Below are 15,811 nucleotides of genomic sequence, written 5' to 3'. Positions count from 1 at the left end.
GACATCATGAACAGGAAGTGGAAATCCATCGGGCTTAGCGCCTTTGCCGCTGCCCTCAGTCTCAGCGCCAGCTTCGCCGAAGCTGCCGGCGTGTTGAGCATCGGCCGTCGCGAGGACTCGACCACGTTCGACCCGATCAAGTCAGCCCAGAACGTCGACAACTGGGTCTTCTCCAACGTCTTCGACGTGCTCATCCGCGTCGACAAGACCGGCACCAAGCTGGAGCCGGGTCTGGCCGAGAGCTGGTCCGTCTCCGGCGACGGACTGACCTACACATTCAAGATCCGCGACGCGAAATTCTCCGACGGTTCGCCGATCACGGCCGAGGATGCTGCCTTCAGCCTTCTGCGTATCCGCGACAACAAGGCTTCGCTTTGGAGCGACAGCTACAAGATCGTAAAGACCGCAGAGGCGACCGATCCGAAGACGCTCACTGTCAAGCTGAAGACGCCGTCCGCGCCTTTTTTGTCGACGCTGGCGCTTCCAAACGTTTCGGTACTGTCGAAGAAGGCCGTCGAGGCTGGTGAGGACGCCTTTGCCGAATTGCCGACCGCGTCGTCGGGCGCATTCACCGTCAAGGAATGGCGGCGCGGCGACCGCGTCATTCTCGAAAAGAACCCGAACTTTTGGCAGGCGGACCGCGTAAAGCTCGACGGTGTCGAGTGGATCTCGGTGCCTGACGACAATACCCGTATGCTGAACGTGCAGGCCGGGCAGCTCGACACGGCGATTTTCGTGCCCTTCTCGCGGGTCGAGGAACTGAAGAAGGATGCCAATCTCAACGTACTGATCGACACCTCGACACGTGAGGACCATCTGCTGATCAACCACGAGCACGGCGCGCTCGCCAAGAAGGAGGTGCGTCAGGCACTCGACATGGCGATCGACAAGAAGGCGGTCGTCGATACCGTCACCTTCGGCATCGGAACCGTGGCCAACTCCTATATCCCGAAGGGGTCGCTTTATCACTACGACGACAACCATCAGTATCCCTACGATCCGGAAAAGGCCAAAGCGATGCTGGCCAAGGCCGGCGCGTCCGACCTGGCGTTGAACTATGTGGTGAATGCCGGCAACGAAGTCGACGAACAGATCGCCGTTCTTCTGCAGCAGCAGCTCTCCAAGGCCGGTGTCACCGTCAACCTGCAGAAGGTAGACCCGAGCCAGAGCTGGGACATGCTGGTTGCCGGCGATTACGACATTTCGGTCATGTACTGGACGAACGACATTCTCGACCCGGACCAGAAGACGACCTTCGTGCTCGGTCACGACACCAACATGAACTACATGACCCGCTACAAGAGCGACAAGGTGAAGGATCTGGTGGCCGCAGCCCGCCTGGAACTCGATCCGAAGAAGCGCGAGGCCATGTATGTCGAAATCCAGAAGACGGCCAAGGACGACGTCCACTGGATCGACCTCTATTACAGCCCCTACATCAACGTCTCGCGCAAGAACATCGAGAACTTCTACCAGAACCCCCTCGGCCGTTTCTTCCTCGAAGACACCGTGAAAAACTGATGAAGCAGCAGCCAGGCGCCTCGGCGTCTGGCTGGGCCATGACAGCGAGGGCAGGCAGATGTTGTCAGCTTCCATGGTCCCGCGCGTTGAACCAAGCAGGTGATATCGAGTGTCACGTCGGTGAAAGCCGGCGGTTTTTTCCCGCTTGACTTGCTGCTAATGTCTGTATTTTAATCAAGCCTGCGGATTAGGCAGGTTTGGATCCGCGTTTCACATGACTTCGATGTCGCTGGGCAGTTTCGCCCCATGACGCCCCGCCGATGAGCGGGATGAGCGTCATGGGGTTTTCGTATTTTGGGCTATGATGGACGACGCGCTGAAGATCGGTATTCTCTACTCCGCCACCGGCCCCTATGGGGCGATGGGCGTGGATGCCCGTGACGGCGCGATGCTTGCCGTCGAGGACGGCGTCAAGCGAACGGGTCGCGTCATCGAACCGGTGTTTTATGATCCGCACGCCAGCCTGCAAGCCTATCTCGACGGCGCCCAGCAGATGTTGCGCGCCGATTGCCGCCATATCGTCGGCACGATCACATCTGCGGCACGCAAGGAAGTCATTCCACTGGTCGAGAAGCATGACGGCCTGCTGTGGTACATGTGCCCCTACGAAGGCTTCGAGGCGAACGAGAGCGTCATCTATCTCGGCGGCTGCCCGAACCAGCATCTGATCCCCGCCTTCGAGTACCTCATTCCCCGCTACGGCGCGCGACCCTATCTTGTCGGTGCCAACTATGTCTGGGGCTGGGAGATGAACCGACTGGCGCGCGAACTGATCGCCAATGCGGGCGGCGAGGTTCTCGGCGAGCGCTACCTGCCGCTGGAGGAAACGGCAGTGGATCGAATCATCGCTGAAATCGCCGAGCGTCGCCCGAGCTTCGTGCTCAACAATCTCATCGGACCGTCGAGCTACGCCTTTCTGGAGGCAATGAAACAGCTCGGTGATAGCGATCCCGCCTTCCGTCCGCAGAACTGCCCCGTGGTCAGCTGCGATCTGATGGAATGCGAACTCGAGTTGATCGAAAAGGGATCTGCTACCGGCCAGCTCTGTGCGGCATCCTACTTCGACACGCTCGACACGCACGAGAATCGCGAGTTCAAGACCCGCGCCGCGCTGCGTTATGGACGGGACCGGCGCATCTCCAGCGTTTTCGCCAGCGCCTATGCAGCCGTCGATCTCTGCATTGCCGCGATCCTGTCTGCGAGCAGTGACGAGCCCGCTGCGGTGCGCCGTGCCGTTTACGGCCGAACATGGGACTCTCTGCTGGGGCCGCTGCAAATCGACGGACGAACCAATCACGCAGCGCTGCCGTTTCATCTCGGCCGCATCAGCGACGACAACGGCTTCGATATCATCGCTTCCCGCCCGGCGCTTGCCGCCGACCCCTATCTCACCACGCGCGGCACCTCCATGCCTGCCAAGCTGAGGGTCGTGTCATGAGCAGGACGCCGAATTTCACAGGTTGGCTCGCCGTGATCCTGCATCGCGAAGACAGCAACACCGACAGGTTGGAGCGTCAATTCGGCCTGCTTGGCATCCGAGCCACGCGCCGCTGGGAGCCGCTCTCGACATGGGCCGAGGCCGATCTCGTTCTGGTCGACGCCGATCAGGGTTGGGATGATCTGTTGCCGCCGAGCGAAGGCGCATCAGGCAAGCCGCTGGTGGCCTTGCTCGGTTCCGAGGCGCCGGGCCGTATTGCCTGGGCCATGGAAAAGGGTGCAAGCGCGATCATTCCGAAGCCGGTTGCCGCGTCCGCCATCTTTCCTGCTCTGGTGATGGCAGTGTCGATCCATCAGGAACGCCGCGTCGTTGCCGACAAGCTGCGCTATCTCGAACAGCGCCTCCGCATGCGGCCTCTGGTGTATGCGGCGGTCGAGAAGCTGCGTGCCGTGCGTGGGCTCGATGAAGAGAGGGCCTACGGCATGCTCCGCGACTACGCCATGCAGCGTCGCCTGACGATGGAGCAACTCGCCGCAATCGTCCTCGGCGGGGCCGAACCCCTGCCGGAGGTCGGTTGATGGGCATACTTCGCTCGCTATCACGGCAGCCGGCCGCGCTGTTCGGGTTGGTGATTGTCGTTGCGGTCGTGGTGCTGGCGCTGGCCGCACCGCTGATCGCGCCTTTCAGTCCCGACGACCAGATGTTCGACGGCCTGACGCTTGAAGGCGCGCCCATGCCACCGGGCGGGCAATTTTTGCTCGGCACGGATACGCTCGGCCGCGATCTCTTCTCGCGCATGCTGTTTGGCGCGCGCACGTCGCTGATCATCGGCATCGTCGCCAACGGCATCGCCGTGTCCATCGGCCTGTTCGTCGGCATCGTCGCGGGGTATCTGCGCGGCCTGCCGAGCAACATCTTGATGCGCTTCACGGATCTGATGATGGCCTTTCCGGCGCTGCTGCTCGCTATCGTATTGGCGGCGCTCTTAAAGCCCAGTCTGTGGATCGTCGCCATGGTGATCGCGCTGGTCAACTGGGTGCAGGTGGCGCGCATCGTCTATACCGAGACGCGCGGCCTCGTCGAGCGTGATTTCATCATGGCTGAACGTTCGCTCGGCGCCGGTCACGGCCGTATCCTGCTTTTGCATATCCTTCCACATCTGGTGCCGACAGCGATTGTCTGGGGTACGCTCGGTATCGCGACGACGGTGCTGCTTGAAGCCACGCTGTCCTTTCTCGGCATCGGGGTCCAGCCACCCCAACCCTCCTGGGGGAATATCATCTTCGAAAGCCAGAGCTACTTTCAGGCGGCTCCGTGGTTGGTCTTCTTCCCCGGTATGGTCATCCTCCTGACCGCGCTTGCCTTTAATCTCGTCGGCGATGCCCTGCGCAACATTCTCGATCCGACGCAGAGGGGCAGGGGCTGATGGCCTTCGTCCTTCTTCGCCGCCTCGGGCAGGCGCTTCTTATTCTCCTCGGCGTCGCCGCCATCACCTTCGTGCTGCTTTATGCGCTGCCGGCCGATCCGGCGCGGATGATCGCAGGCCGCAGCGCCACCGCGCAGACCGTCGCTTCCATCCGCCACGAACTCGGCCTCGACCAGCCGCTGATCATTCAGTTCTGGACCTATCTTTCCGGGCTCCTATACGGAGATCTCGGTCGCTCATATGCACAGAAGACGGAAGTCTGGACACTCATTGTCGCGCGTCTGCCGGCAACGCTGATCCTGATGGCCGCCGGCATCACCGTCGAGGTCGTTCTTGGCGTCACCTTCGGCACCGTCGCGGCGGTGAAGCGCGGCGGTACCGTCGACCGCCTCGTGATGATGGCCTCCTTCGTCGGCGTATCGGCGCCGCAATTTGTCGTGGCACTGCTGCTTCTTTATGTCTTCGCCGTTACGCTCGGCTGGTTTCCGATGAGCGGATACGGCAGCTTCGCGCATGTCGTGCTGCCGGCAACGACGCTTGGCGTGCTCGGCGCCGGCTGGTACGCGCGCATGGTGCGTTCGGCGATGATCGACGTGCTGAACCAGGACTATGTGCGCACGGCCCGCGCCAAGGGCTTGTCGTCGCGCCGCATCATCTTCCGCCATGCCCTGCCTAACGCCATGCTACCGATCGTGGCGATGATCGGTATCGATATCGGCCAGTTCATGGGTGGCGTCGTGGTGGTGGAGGCAGTCTATGGCTGGCCCGGCATCGGCCAACTGGCCTGGCAGGCGATCCAGCAGGTCGACATCCCGATCATCATGGGCGTAACGCTGACATCGGCACTCGCCATCGTGACGGGCAATCTTCTTGCCGACCTCATTGCGCCCTTCATGGACCCACGTATCAGAACATCCTGACCAGAGAAAAAAAGGGGACCTCACAATGCTCAGACGCTGGTTACTCGGAACGACCACTGCCGCGGCGATCATGCTCGCACCTCTGGCCGTCATGGCCGAGGGCAAGGACATCGTTGTTACCTACAAGGACGACATCGTCACGCTCGACCCGGCGATCGGCTACGATTGGGTCAACTGGTCGATGATCAAGAGCCTCTATTCGCGCCTGATGGACTACGAGCCCGGTACGGCCACCCTCGTTCCCTCGCTTGCCGAAAGCTTCGAGGTCGCGCCCGACGGGCTCACCTACACCTTCAAGCTCCGCAAGGGCGTAAAGTTCTCGAGCGGACGCGACGTGGTCGCCTCCGACGTCAAATATTCGATCGAGCGCGCCGTCGATCCGAAGACCCAAGGCCCCGGTGCCGGCTTCTTCGGCGCGATCAACGGTTTTGAAGATCTGACCGGCGGCAAGGCGACCGGTCTTGCCGGTATCGAGACCCCCGACGACGGCACCGTCGTCTTCAAGCTCTCCAGGCCGGACGCGACCTTCCTGCATGTGCTGGCGATCAATTTCGCCTCGGTCGTGCCGAAGGAGGCCGTCGAGGCCGCCGGCGGGGATTTCGGCAAGAAGCCCGTCGGTTCCGGCACCTTCGTCCTCAAGGACTGGGTGATCGGCCAGAAGCTCGTCTTCGAAAAGAACCCGGACTATTACATCAAAGATACGCCGAAGATCGATGGCTTCACGGTCGAGGTCGGCCAGGAGCCACTCGTCGCGCTGCTGCGCCTGCAAAAGGGCGAGGTCGATATCGCCGGCGACGGCATTCCACCGGCCAAATTCCTGGAAATCAAGAATTCGCCAGACGGCGCGCAGATGATCGTCGATGGTGAACAGCTCCACACCGGTTACGTGACGCTGAACACGAAGGTGAAGCCTTTCGACGACCTGAAGGTCCGTCAGGCGGTGAACCATGCGATCAACAAGGACCGCATCGTACGCATCCTCAATGGCCGCGCGACGCCCGCCAAGGAAGTGTTGCCGCCATTGATGCCTGGTTACGACAGCGATTATTCGGGCTTTGCCTACGACGTCGCCAAGGCGAAGTCGCTGCTAGCCGAGGCCGGTCTTGCCGATGGCTTCCAGACCGTGCTTTACGCCACCAACACCGATCCGCAACCGCGCATCGCCCAGGCGATCCAGCAGGATCTTGCGGCGGTCGGCGTCAAGGCCGAAATCCGCGCGCTGGCACAGGGCAACGTGATCGCCGCTGGCGGCACCGAAGGCGAGGCGCCGATGATCTGGTCGGGTGGCATGGCCTGGATCGCAGATTTCCCCGATCCCTCCAACTTTTACGGTCCGATCCTTGGTTGCGCTGGCGCCGTGCAGGGCGGCTGGAACTGGTCGTGGTACTGCAATGCCGAGCTCGATAAGCGGGCGACGGCGGCAGACTCCATGTCGGATCCGGCGAAGTCCGGGGACCGCGTGGAAGCCTGGAAGAAGATCTTCACCGACGCTATGAACGATGCGCCGTGGATCCCAGTCACCAACGAACGCCGTGTGGTTGCCAAGTCGCTGCGCATGGGCGGCGAAAACAACATCTACATCGATCCGACCCGCGTTATCAATTACGACGCGATCTTCGTGAAGTAACGCCAAGGGTCCCCGCCTTCCCGGCAATGAGCCGGGAAGCCATATTTTCCGGAGACGTGCCATGTGCAGCATCTGCAGCCACACCATCCACCGCGCCCAGCATAACTTCGGCTGGAACCGCGACTTCGCGCCGGCGCTTGCGGCAAAGCCGGGTGAAACCATCCTGTTCGAATGCATGGATTCGTCCGGCGGCCAGATCGGCGCCGACGCCACGCTCGCCACGCTTGCCAATCTAGACTTCGGCAAGATCAACCCGGTTTCCGGTCCGGTCTATGTCGAGGGCGCAACGCCGGGCGATGCGCTCAAGGTGACGATCCGCAAGTTTCATCCGTCGGGAGTGGGCTGGACAGCCAACATCCCGGGCTTCGGCCTGCTTGCCGATCAGTTCAAGGATCCGGCCCTGCATGTGTGGAGTTACGACACGGCTTCCATGGCGCCGGCCGCCTTCGGGCCGGGGGGCAAGGTGCCATTGAAGCCCTTTGCCGGCACGATCGGCGTCGCCCCGGCCGAGCCCGGCCTGCATTCCGTCGTGCCGCCCCGCCAGGTCGGCGGCAACATGGACATCCGCGATCTCACCGCCGGCGTGACGCTCTACCTGCCGATCGAGGTCGAAGGCGCACTGTTTTCCGTCGGCGACACGCATGCCGCCCAGGGCGACGGCGAAGTCTGCGGCACGGCGATCGAAAGCCAGATGAACGTGGAGTTGACGCTGGATCTCGTCAAGGGCGCCAATCTGAAGACGCCACGCTTCACGGTGACCGAGCCGGTGACGCGTCATCTCGACGGCATGGGCTATGAAGTGACGACGGGCATCGGTCCGGATCTGATGACCGGCGCCCGTGATGCTGTCATGCGCATGATCGACCTGCTGACTGCCGAACACGGCTACAGCGCCGTCGATGCCTATATGCTTTGCTCGGTCTGCGGCGATCTGCGCATCAGCGAAATCGTCGACATGCCGAACTGGGTTGTCTCCTTCTATTTCCCCAGGATCGTCCTTTCGTGACCGAGACGGAAACCATTGCAAGGCCGGTGCTGCGCGTCGAAAATCTCTGTGTCGATGCCCGTACACCGGAGGGGCTGAAGCGGGTCCTCAACGATATTAGCTTCGATCTCAAGCCGGGCGAGACGCTCTGCCTTGCCGGCGAAAGCGGGTCTGGAAAGTCGGTGACCTCGCTTTCCGTCATGGGGCTGCTTCCGAAGGCCTCGCTACGCATCACATCCGGCAATATCAGCCTCGGCGACAGGAAGCTCACAGGTCTCTCCGATAGCCAGATGCGGCATGTCAGGGGCGGTGAGATTGCCATGATCTTCCAGGAGCCGATGACATCGCTCAACCCTGTCATGAGCATCGGTGCTCAGTTGACAGAAGCGATCCGCGAACATCAGCAGGCGGGAAATGCCGAGGCGATCGCCCGGCAGATGCTGCAGGCGGTGCACATCGCCGATCCGGCGCGGCGCCTGCAGCAATACCCGCACGAACTCTCAGGCGGCATGCGCCAGCGCGTTATGATCGCAATGGCACTGTCCTGCCGGCCAAAGGTGCTGATCGCCGATGAGCCGACCACAGCGCTCGACGTGACGGTGCAGGCGCAGATCCTCAAGCTGATGCGAGAGCTCAAGACCGAGTTCGGCACCTCGATCGTCATGATCACGCACGACATGGGCGTCGTCGCCGAGATGGCTGATCGGGTGGCGATCATGCAGCATGGCCGCATTGTGGAGCAGGGCAGTTCGCTCGACATATTCAAGAGCCCATCCGAGCCTTACACCCGCCGGCTGCTGGCCGCCGTCCCACGGCTCGGCGCCTTTGCCGGCACCGACGGTCCGCCGCGCGTTTCGAAAGACGAGCCGCAGCCGAGGGCTGGCGCATCGGCGCCGGTCCTGAATGTCCGCGATCTCTGCGTCAGCTACGCTCGAGGCTCCGGCATGCTGTTCGGCCGGCGGTCAGCGTCCGCAACTGTCCGCAGCGTCTCGTTCGAAATCATGCCGGGAGAGACCATGGGCCTCGTCGGTGAAAGCGGCTCCGGTAAATCGACGACCGGCAAGGCGGTTCTAGGCCTCATTCCCTTCTCCGGGTCGGTGCAACTAGACGGCTACGACATCTCCCGCCTGTCGCAGCACGAGATGCGGCGTGTGCGCCGCTCGGCACAGATGATCTTTCAGGATCCCTATGCCTCGCTCGATCCGCGCATGTCGGTCGGCAAGGCGATTGCAGAACCGATGACCATTCACGGTATCGGCACGCCTGCCGAGCGACGCGAACGGGTGGCCGAACTGTTGCGGCGCGTCGGGCTAACACCGGATGCGGCGACGCGCTATCCGCACGAGTTTTCCGGCGGACAACGCCAGCGCATCTGCATCGCCCGCGCGCTCGCACTCGAACCGAAGCTGATCGTCGCCGACGAGAGCGTGGCAGCACTCGACGTCTCGGTGCGGGCGCAGGTGCTCGATCTGATGCTGGAGTTGCAGGAGACCATGGGCCTCGCCTATCTCTTCATCACCCACGATATGGCCGTCATCGAGCGCATGTCGCACAAGATCGCCGTCATGCACGGCGGACAGATCGTCGAGGCGGGCACGCGCCGCCAGATCTTCGAAAACCCGGGCGACGACTATACCAGGGCGCTGATGAATGCGGTGCCAATCCCCGATCCAACGCTCTATCGCAAATCCGAAAGCATAGCCGGGTAGGCAAGCCGCTCCGAAGCAAGGCGATCGTGGTGCAGCAGCGGATGCGGAAGGTGTGCCATGACGTTACGGATGCCGAAGACGCCACCAGGCCAAAGCCATGCTACACCGCGCGCACATTGGCGACCAAAGTCAAATTAGTGCCCGTCCACAGTGTGCTGCAGCAAGCAGAAGGAGGCTCGATGGCGAACTGACAACATGCTGAGAAGCTGCGTGAAAGATGAGGGTAGGCCCCTCGGGATCGGCTTTCAGGAGCGGGTCTCAAACCAGCCCAAGCTGGGTGTGGCAGAAGAGCCATGGTGGTGAGCGTGGGGTCAAAAGCCGCGGACATGATCCGGGGCAGGTAGGCATGCGGACGACGCGTCGTTAGAACTTTTTAATACCACCGAAACCGGGGGTGTATGGATCTCTCGGGACAAGTCCATCAAATAGCGGGCATAAAAGGCAACGCCGGTCATCGGTGCGTCCTATCGCAGCTCCATGGTCAGCGGCGCACCGCACCGCTCTTCTTCGCTTTCGCCAGTACGAGGAAGCTGGCCGTGACCTTCGCGAACAGCCCCGGCGGGATAAAGCCGTAGCTGAACTCGCTCCGCTTGCCGGGAACCGGCGACAGCCCGCCATTCGTCCATTCGTCGATACTGTGCTCCGACACGATCCCCCAGCTCGGTTCGTCGTCGAGGCCGATGGCCTGCGTCATCGCCGGGATCTCGATACCAACCGTATCGCCGCAGGGGGCGTCCAAGACATGCGGCGAGGGACCGTGCACCCTTTCTTCTCGTCCACCTGCCGCTATTTATCCAAGAACGATCCCGCTCCGACTGGCCGGAGGCGCGCTCCGCCGCCTTTCGCCCGAGAAAACAGCGAGCGCGCCATGCAAGTCCAGGTCGAAACCTTCGTGGACGAAGGTGGTGTCGAAAAACTCCGACGATTCTACCTCAACGGCCGGCAGGTCGAAGTGGTCGAAAACCTCGATCAGTGGCATGGCGCCGACTACCGATACTTCAAGGTTAGGGGCAGCCAGGGTGACGTTTACATCATGTATCTGGACGTACTCCGAACGCAGTGGGCGCTGACGATGTATCAACGCTCGCAATCGCCGAGCTCCCGCGACGCCATGTGACGTCGACTTTTTCAAGTGGGGCACCGGCCCCGGGGCCCGGGATCCCCGAAAAGGTGCTAAGACGGCCTGCGTTGTTTTCAATAACGGATCAAGTCTTGGACGATAGAGGCGGCGTTCTTCATCTTGATCAATCGGCGACAACGTCTAATCGAGTGCTCGGTCGACCTATATCGGTCACTTCCCTGTTTTGCCATAGGTGCCGACGAGCTCGGTTCCGGCAATCACGTGATCGCGCATTTGCGCTTCGATTTGGTCCTTGCTAGCCGCCGCCGATAGGGCGAGGCGGTCATTGAGCGCGTAGAGCTTGAAGAAGTAGCGGTGCACACCGATCGGAGGACAAGGGCCGCCATACGCATTGCTGTTCCACCCATTCCTCGCTGTCTGGGCGCCTGCTGGCAAATGTGAAATCCCTTCCACAAGCCCCTTCAGATCGGGGGGCAGGTTGAAAACAATCCAGTGTATCCAGGTCATTTTCGGATGGGCCGGATCCGGTGCGTCGGGGTCGTCGACGATCAATACAAGGCTTCTGGTTCCGGTCGGAATGCCTGTCCATTCGAGAGGCGGGGAAATATCTTGCCCTTCGCAGGTGTAAAGCCTGGGAATGGTTCCGCCGTTGTGAAAGGCGGGCGATGCGATAGTAAACGCCATGTGGAGCCTCGGCGAGTTCAAGAAACCGTTTCGTTGCGGCACGCACGGCATACCCGTGCCCACGCAATCTGTGGGCGCCTCCAGACCAACAGCATCGGCCTATTGGCGCACGATGTCCAGGACGTCGACCCGCAATCGGCTTCAGCATAATTCTATAGCGATCCTCATCTACACGCTACCTGCCGGCGTCAGCAAAATCAGCGCGACCGTCTGTCGATGACAAAGGACGTTATCTTGGGATGGATATCGGGTGGACGAGGATGCCAACGCTTGCGCTGCGCTAAGAAAAAGTCCGCTACGGTCCTCGGCAACCAGCAGTTCTCGCACTAGTGTCGGGCATCCATGACTGTCGCAATTTAAGATGAAATCCTGCCCCGCAACCAACGATCGGTGTGTTACCAGAGAGCCCCCATGGGGGTTTTTTGTGTTTCTGGACTTCGGACATCGATCCCTGTCGGATCAGCTCCTCAAGAACCCCCTTCTGTTCGAGGAAGGCCGGGTTCTACTTGCCGCAGCAAAGGTCAGGATGGCCAGGCGCCGCAAAGCACGATCACCAATTTCTCGCCATCCGGAACCAGTTCGATTCTCTCGACAAGCGTACGCAGCATTTGCGTGGCACGGCCTCGCGCATCTTTATCGCCGAGCTGGTGGTGGAGGGCGGCGATCTCGTCGTCGCAATATTTGGCGAGTTGGGATGCAGCAGGGGAGGCGGCGCTTGCGGTCGCGAGCATCGTGGACAGTTGCTCTTTGCGCCTTTCCAGAGCCACCATCTTCTCATTGATCCGCTTCGCCGCACCGCCTTGGAGGATGAGATCGAGAAAGTGGATCCAGTTCGCGGTCGATGCGTTGATCTTCCTTCAGCCGGACAAAGTGAGGCCCGCGCTTCCATCGGCCTTGTTTACTTCCCTCGTGAATTCCTCGCAAAATTCCTTGAAGAGCTCCGGTTCCATCAGGTGCTTGTCGAGCCTGTTCAGGATCGAGCTTTCAAGCGTGCCGCGTTGGATATTGAGCCGGTTGTCGCAGGTGCAGCGTGCCCGAGCGCAAGTTGTTTTCCTTTGGATAGTTAACCTTGCGGCTTCTCCGCGGTTCAGATCGTTGGCAAAGGCCTTCACTTTGAATGCCAGGAATCCCGATGTCCCGTGTTGCACTCTATGCCCGCTGCTCCTTCTCCCTCCAAAATCCGCGGTTGATGATCAGTTTCTCGTTTGCCGGCAGCTTGCAGAACGGAAAGGATGGGAGTTACCAGCTGCTACCGTGAAGAACCTGGCCCATAGCGCATCCTTTGATTCGGAAGACAAGAATGCTCCATCAAAGCCTGGGATCAAACATTCTAATCTATGGCGCCAGACCGCTCAATGTTGCAAGCAGGCGAGCAGCAGACTTCAGGTCGGCAGAGTCGGGATCTTTCGCGAACCGTTCGAGCATGGGCTGGAGAACCTCTCGAGCATTCTCGCGTTCATCGCGATCGGCAAGGAGCGCCGCCAGGTAGAGTGTGGTGCGCAGCTCCCAAGCCCGCGCGCCTTGGCGCCGGCTGATCTCAAGCGACCGCGTCAGGAACTTTACAGCGTCGTCGTTGTTGGATTGCGATGCCGCAAGCACAAGGCCGCCTTTAACGCGAAGCAACTCCGCCGTGTAGCACAAATCACCGTTCGCCTCGACCGACTGAAGCGTCTCGTCCACGAGCGCCAACGCTTCCGTGACCCGGCCAGCGGCTGCCAAGCCTTCAAGAAGCGAGAGCGTAAGCGGCGTGCTGAGCAGTTCATAGGGTGCCTTGTGGAGCTCACGAATGCAATGCTGCAAGCTGACGATGCCATTGTCGAGGTCGCCTCGACGAATGGCCAGTTCGCCCATAAAGCCCCGGCCGACCACAAGGTATGGGCGTAGCGAATGGAGTTCGGCAGTTGAGAGAAGACGATCTGTGTTGCTGGCCGCACGTTCGAGATCGCCAACCCAGAGGAATACCGATATGGCCCAAATCAAGGCGATGGACAGAGTGAGAGGATGGTCCAGAGTTTCCGCGTCCGCAATCGTCTGCAAGGCTTGCTCGACCGCTTGGTCGGAAAGCCCCTGCAGCCACAGAGTCCTGGCGAGTATCGCGCCGGCCAAAACCTTCCCGTCGAAGCCGAGATAATAGGTCGTAGTTTGATCGGATCGCGGCCCAATTCGGAACGCAGCTTCCAGTGCCGCGCGCGCGCGACCGAACTCGCCGTTTAGGTGCAGCGAAATACCCATGAGGGCGTATGCCAACGTTGCGGAGCCGCCATCCTCCAGGGCCTCCGCCAGTGAGGAACAGCGCTCTGCATAATTCAGGGCGATCCTGAATTCCCCGGTGCGCAGGTGAAACATCTGCAGGGGGCCGAGAACCTGAAGCTTGTCCAATCCCTCACCGCGCTCCTCCGCAATTGCCAGGCTTCGTTCCAATGCAACGCGCGCGGCATCTGTGCCGCCATGCGTGAACATCAGTGAGACTCCCATCGCTGCCCGGAGATGCATCTCTTCACGGCCGCCGTACATGGCATCGTCGAGAGCCTCTATGGCCTTGGCTGTCCAGTGGTGGCATTCGCTCAGCAAGGACATCGACAGAAAGACCGGGGCTGCAGCGGCGGCAAGGCGGATGCCGACTTGCCTGTTTCCGGTGGACCCAAAACACCAGTCCAGGGCCGCGCGCGCATTCGCAAGGCCATCGAGGTGCAGCGCCCGTTGCACCGCGCTCGATAGAGTCGGCCATTCGGCCCCGGTCTCTTCGAGCCATCGCATATAATAGAGCGCGTGACGTGCGGCCAAATCTGCAAACTCGGCTTCCCCGACATTAAGTTGAAGGGCGTAGGCGCGTGTGGTGTCCAGCAGCCGATAGCGCATTGTCGCTCCGGAGGGCCGTGTCGCGACCATCGATTTAGCGACGAGATTGTCGAAGGCCCCAAAAACCATCGTCTCGTCGATATTGGCGTTCGTCACGACGTAGAGCGCGGCATCGATCGTGAAGTGGCCGACGAACGCGGAAAGACGGCGAAGCAGCTGCCGCTCGAATTCCGATAGCAGACTGGAGCTCCAGTCGAGCGTGGCCTGGAGAGTCCTCTGGCGCGGCGGCGCGGTTCGCTGTCCAGTCCAGAGCAAAGACAGGCGTTCATTAAGGAGGGTGCCCGTCTTCTGAATACCATGGCTTGCGACCCGTCCAGCCGCCAACTCAATCGCGAGCGGCACTCCGTCAAGCTTTCGGCAAATGGCGGCCACGACCGCGGCATCCGCGTCGCCGAGGTCAAGGCGAGCCCCGCCAGCGGCGGCCCGCTCCATAAACAATTCGATCGCGGGGAAGCCCTGCGCCAGAGTGGCCGTAAGATCCGGCCTGTCCGGTGGGCAGGCGAGCGGCGCCAATTTATAGACGTGTTCGCCCTCGACATTGAGCGGCTCGCGGCTCGTCGCAATGATGTGAAGCTGAGGCGCAGCGGAAAAGATGCGGCAGGCGAGATCCGCCGCTGCTTCGATGACATGCTCGCAGGTGTCGAGGATCAGGAGAATTCGCTTGTCCGCCAGATAGGTGGCCAGAGCTGAGACAAGATCTTCGGACTGAAACGAAACCCCGAGAGTTGAGGTTACCGTCGCCGCAACCTGGCAAGGATCGCCCAATGCGCCGAGATCGACGAAATGCACGGCGCCATCGAAGGATCTTATCAGATCATGGCCTGCCGCAACCGCAACGGTCGTCTTGCCGATCCCGCCAGTGCCAACGACAGTCACAAACCGCTCCTCGGCCAGCAGAGCGGAGAGTGCTGCAGTCTCGTCCGCCCTGCCCACCATGCGGGCGAGTCGGCCCGGCAAATTGGCCTTTGGGAAACTGGAGGCGATCTCTCCTGGAACATCGTCGCCCAGGCTCGATCGCTGGATTGGCGCCACAAAGCAGTAGCCTCGCCCGGACAGGGTCGAGATGTATCGCGCGTTGTCCTGCCCGTCGCCTAATGCCTTGCGCAGATTGGCGATGTGAAACCGCAAACTGCCTTCCTCGACGGTGACATCGGGCCACACACGATCGAGCAGTTCTTTCTTACCGACGACTTCATTCGGGCGCTCGGTCAAAACGACCAGGATGTCGAACGCGCGACTGCCGAGTTCCACAGGCGCCCCGTCTCGAAGCAGAAGCCGTTCATTTGCATTCAAGGAAAAGGCACCAAACGAGATCGTCTCGCTCGCCGACTGCGTCATGCCATCATCCTTTGCGACTTGTGGAGGTCTGCAACAATATCCCACTCAAGACCCCACCATGTCGCGTCTTGCATGAACGATGGTTTCTCGCGCCGTTGAGGACCTGCAAGAAAAACATGGTGGCTGCCCGCTTCCAAAACTTCTCTCTGCCAATGAACGCTAACAATCCCTCATAACGCATAACGGGCTCGTCAGGCGATCCTTCTTTATGTGTCGAAGCAGC

At 61.0% G+C, this 15,811-nt stretch carries 13 protein-coding genes; 9 read left to right on the top strand and 4 right to left on the bottom strand.

Going from position 1 to position 15,811, the window contains the following annotated elements; translation table 11 throughout:
* Positions 1 to 6: 6 nt before the first annotated feature.
* The 8 genes from FHT71_RS19620 to FHT71_RS19585 all read left to right on the top strand — a co-directional run bounded on the left by FHT71_RS19620 (position 7) and on the right by FHT71_RS19585 (position 9,626).
* A complete protein-coding gene (locus FHT71_RS19620) occupies positions 7 to 1,521 on the top strand; it encodes an ABC transporter substrate-binding protein (RefSeq protein WP_183721531.1) in 1,515 nt (504 codons plus the stop codon).
* 304 nt (positions 1,522 to 1,825) lie between these two features.
* Positions 1,826 to 2,959 carry a transporter substrate-binding protein gene (locus FHT71_RS19615; RefSeq protein ID WP_183721528.1) on the top strand — a complete coding sequence of 378 codons (1,134 nt, stop codon included), beginning with the start codon at positions 1,826 to 1,828 and terminating at the stop codon, positions 2,957 to 2,959.
* Positions 2,956 to 3,537, top strand: a complete 582-nt coding sequence (locus tag FHT71_RS19610; protein WP_132589525.1) for an ANTAR domain-containing protein — start codon at positions 2,956 to 2,958, stop codon at positions 3,535 to 3,537. The genes FHT71_RS19615 and FHT71_RS19610 overlap by 4 nt, the downstream gene beginning before the upstream one ends.
* Complete coding sequence (locus tag FHT71_RS19605) at positions 3,537 to 4,385, top strand: ABC transporter permease (RefSeq protein ID WP_183721525.1); 849 nt, start codon at positions 3,537 to 3,539, stop codon at positions 4,383 to 4,385. The genes FHT71_RS19610 and FHT71_RS19605 overlap by 1 nt, the downstream gene beginning before the upstream one ends.
* Positions 4,385 to 5,305, top strand: a complete 921-nt coding sequence (locus tag FHT71_RS19600; RefSeq protein WP_132589529.1) for an ABC transporter permease — start codon at positions 4,385 to 4,387, stop codon at positions 5,303 to 5,305. Before FHT71_RS19605 ends, FHT71_RS19600 begins: the two co-directional genes overlap by 1 nt.
* 25 nt (positions 5,306 to 5,330) lie before the next feature.
* Positions 5,331 to 6,932, top strand: coding sequence for an ABC transporter substrate-binding protein (locus tag FHT71_RS19595; RefSeq protein ID WP_132589531.1), 1,602 nt, complete (start codon positions 5,331 to 5,333; stop codon positions 6,930 to 6,932).
* A 61-nt stretch (positions 6,933 to 6,993) separates the two neighbouring features.
* Positions 6,994 to 7,938 (top strand): acetamidase/formamidase family protein, encoded by a 945-nt coding sequence (locus FHT71_RS19590; protein ID WP_183721522.1) that lies wholly within the window; start codon positions 6,994 to 6,996, stop codon positions 7,936 to 7,938.
* Complete coding sequence (locus tag FHT71_RS19585) at positions 7,935 to 9,626, top strand: ABC transporter ATP-binding protein (RefSeq protein ID WP_132589535.1); 1,692 nt, start codon at positions 7,935 to 7,937, stop codon at positions 9,624 to 9,626. The genes FHT71_RS19590 and FHT71_RS19585 overlap by 4 nt, the downstream gene beginning before the upstream one ends.
* 481 nt (positions 9,627 to 10,107) lie before the next feature.
* On the opposite strand, the gene FHT71_RS19580 is transcribed toward FHT71_RS19585, so the two are convergent.
* On the bottom strand, positions 10,108 to 10,320 hold the full coding sequence (locus FHT71_RS19580) for a hypothetical protein (RefSeq protein WP_246699482.1): 213 nt from the start codon (positions 10,318 to 10,320) through the stop codon (positions 10,108 to 10,110).
* 174 nt (positions 10,321 to 10,494) lie between these two features.
* On the opposite strand from FHT71_RS19580, the gene FHT71_RS19575 reads away from it, so the two are divergent.
* Positions 10,495 to 10,743 carry a hypothetical protein gene (locus FHT71_RS19575; RefSeq protein ID WP_132589537.1) on the top strand — a complete coding sequence of 83 codons (249 nt, stop codon included), beginning with the start codon at positions 10,495 to 10,497 and terminating at the stop codon, positions 10,741 to 10,743.
* Between the two features lie 174 nt (positions 10,744 to 10,917).
* On the opposite strand, the gene FHT71_RS19570 is transcribed toward FHT71_RS19575, so the two are convergent.
* From FHT71_RS19570 to FHT71_RS19560, 3 genes are all read right to left on the bottom strand, one after another.
* Positions 10,918 to 11,391 (bottom strand): YbhB/YbcL family Raf kinase inhibitor-like protein, encoded by a 474-nt coding sequence (locus FHT71_RS19570; protein ID WP_132589539.1) that lies wholly within the window; start codon positions 11,389 to 11,391, stop codon positions 10,918 to 10,920.
* 521 nt (positions 11,392 to 11,912) lie between these two features.
* Entirely contained in the window at positions 11,913 to 12,158 is a 246-nt protein-coding gene (locus FHT71_RS19565; protein ID WP_183721519.1) for a hypothetical protein, read from the bottom strand.
* 568 nt (positions 12,159 to 12,726) lie between these two features.
* Positions 12,727 to 15,588, bottom strand: a complete 2,862-nt coding sequence (locus tag FHT71_RS19560; protein WP_183721516.1) for a winged helix-turn-helix domain-containing protein — start codon at positions 15,586 to 15,588, stop codon at positions 12,727 to 12,729.
* Positions 15,589 to 15,811 lie beyond the last annotated feature (223 nt).

The sequence above is a fragment of the Rhizobium sp. BK060 genome (assembly GCF_014193145.1).
GTDB lineage: Bacteria > Pseudomonadota > Alphaproteobacteria > Rhizobiales > Rhizobiaceae > Rhizobium.
Note: the sequence above shows the minus strand (reverse complement) of the source record. Positions and strands in the feature narration are given on the sequence as shown.

Coding starts and splice junctions, on each gene's coding strand:
- FHT71_RS19620 (WP_183721531.1), top strand. CDS start 7: ATGAACAGGAAGTGGAAATCCATCGGGCTTAGCGCCTTTGCCGCTGCC.
- FHT71_RS19615 (WP_183721528.1), top strand. CDS start 1,826: ATGGACGACGCGCTGAAGATCGGTATTCTCTACTCCGCCACCGGCCCC.
- FHT71_RS19610 (WP_132589525.1), top strand. CDS start 2,956: ATGAGCAGGACGCCGAATTTCACAGGTTGGCTCGCCGTGATCCTGCAT.
- FHT71_RS19605 (WP_183721525.1), top strand. CDS start 3,537: ATGGGCATACTTCGCTCGCTATCACGGCAGCCGGCCGCGCTGTTCGGG.
- FHT71_RS19600 (WP_132589529.1), top strand. CDS start 4,385: ATGGCCTTCGTCCTTCTTCGCCGCCTCGGGCAGGCGCTTCTTATTCTC.
- FHT71_RS19595 (WP_132589531.1), top strand. CDS start 5,331: ATGCTCAGACGCTGGTTACTCGGAACGACCACTGCCGCGGCGATCATG.
- FHT71_RS19590 (WP_183721522.1), top strand. CDS start 6,994: ATGTGCAGCATCTGCAGCCACACCATCCACCGCGCCCAGCATAACTTC.
- FHT71_RS19580 (WP_246699482.1), bottom strand. CDS start 10,320: ATGACGCAGGCCATCGGCCTCGACGACGAACCGAGCTGGGGGATCGTG.
- FHT71_RS19575 (WP_132589537.1), top strand. CDS start 10,495: ATGCAAGTCCAGGTCGAAACCTTCGTGGACGAAGGTGGTGTCGAAAAA.
- FHT71_RS19570 (WP_132589539.1), bottom strand. CDS start 11,391: ATGGCGTTTACTATCGCATCGCCCGCCTTTCACAACGGCGGAACCATT.
- FHT71_RS19560 (WP_183721516.1), bottom strand. CDS start 15,588: ATGACGCAGTCGGCGAGCGAGACGATCTCGTTTGGTGCCTTTTCCTTG.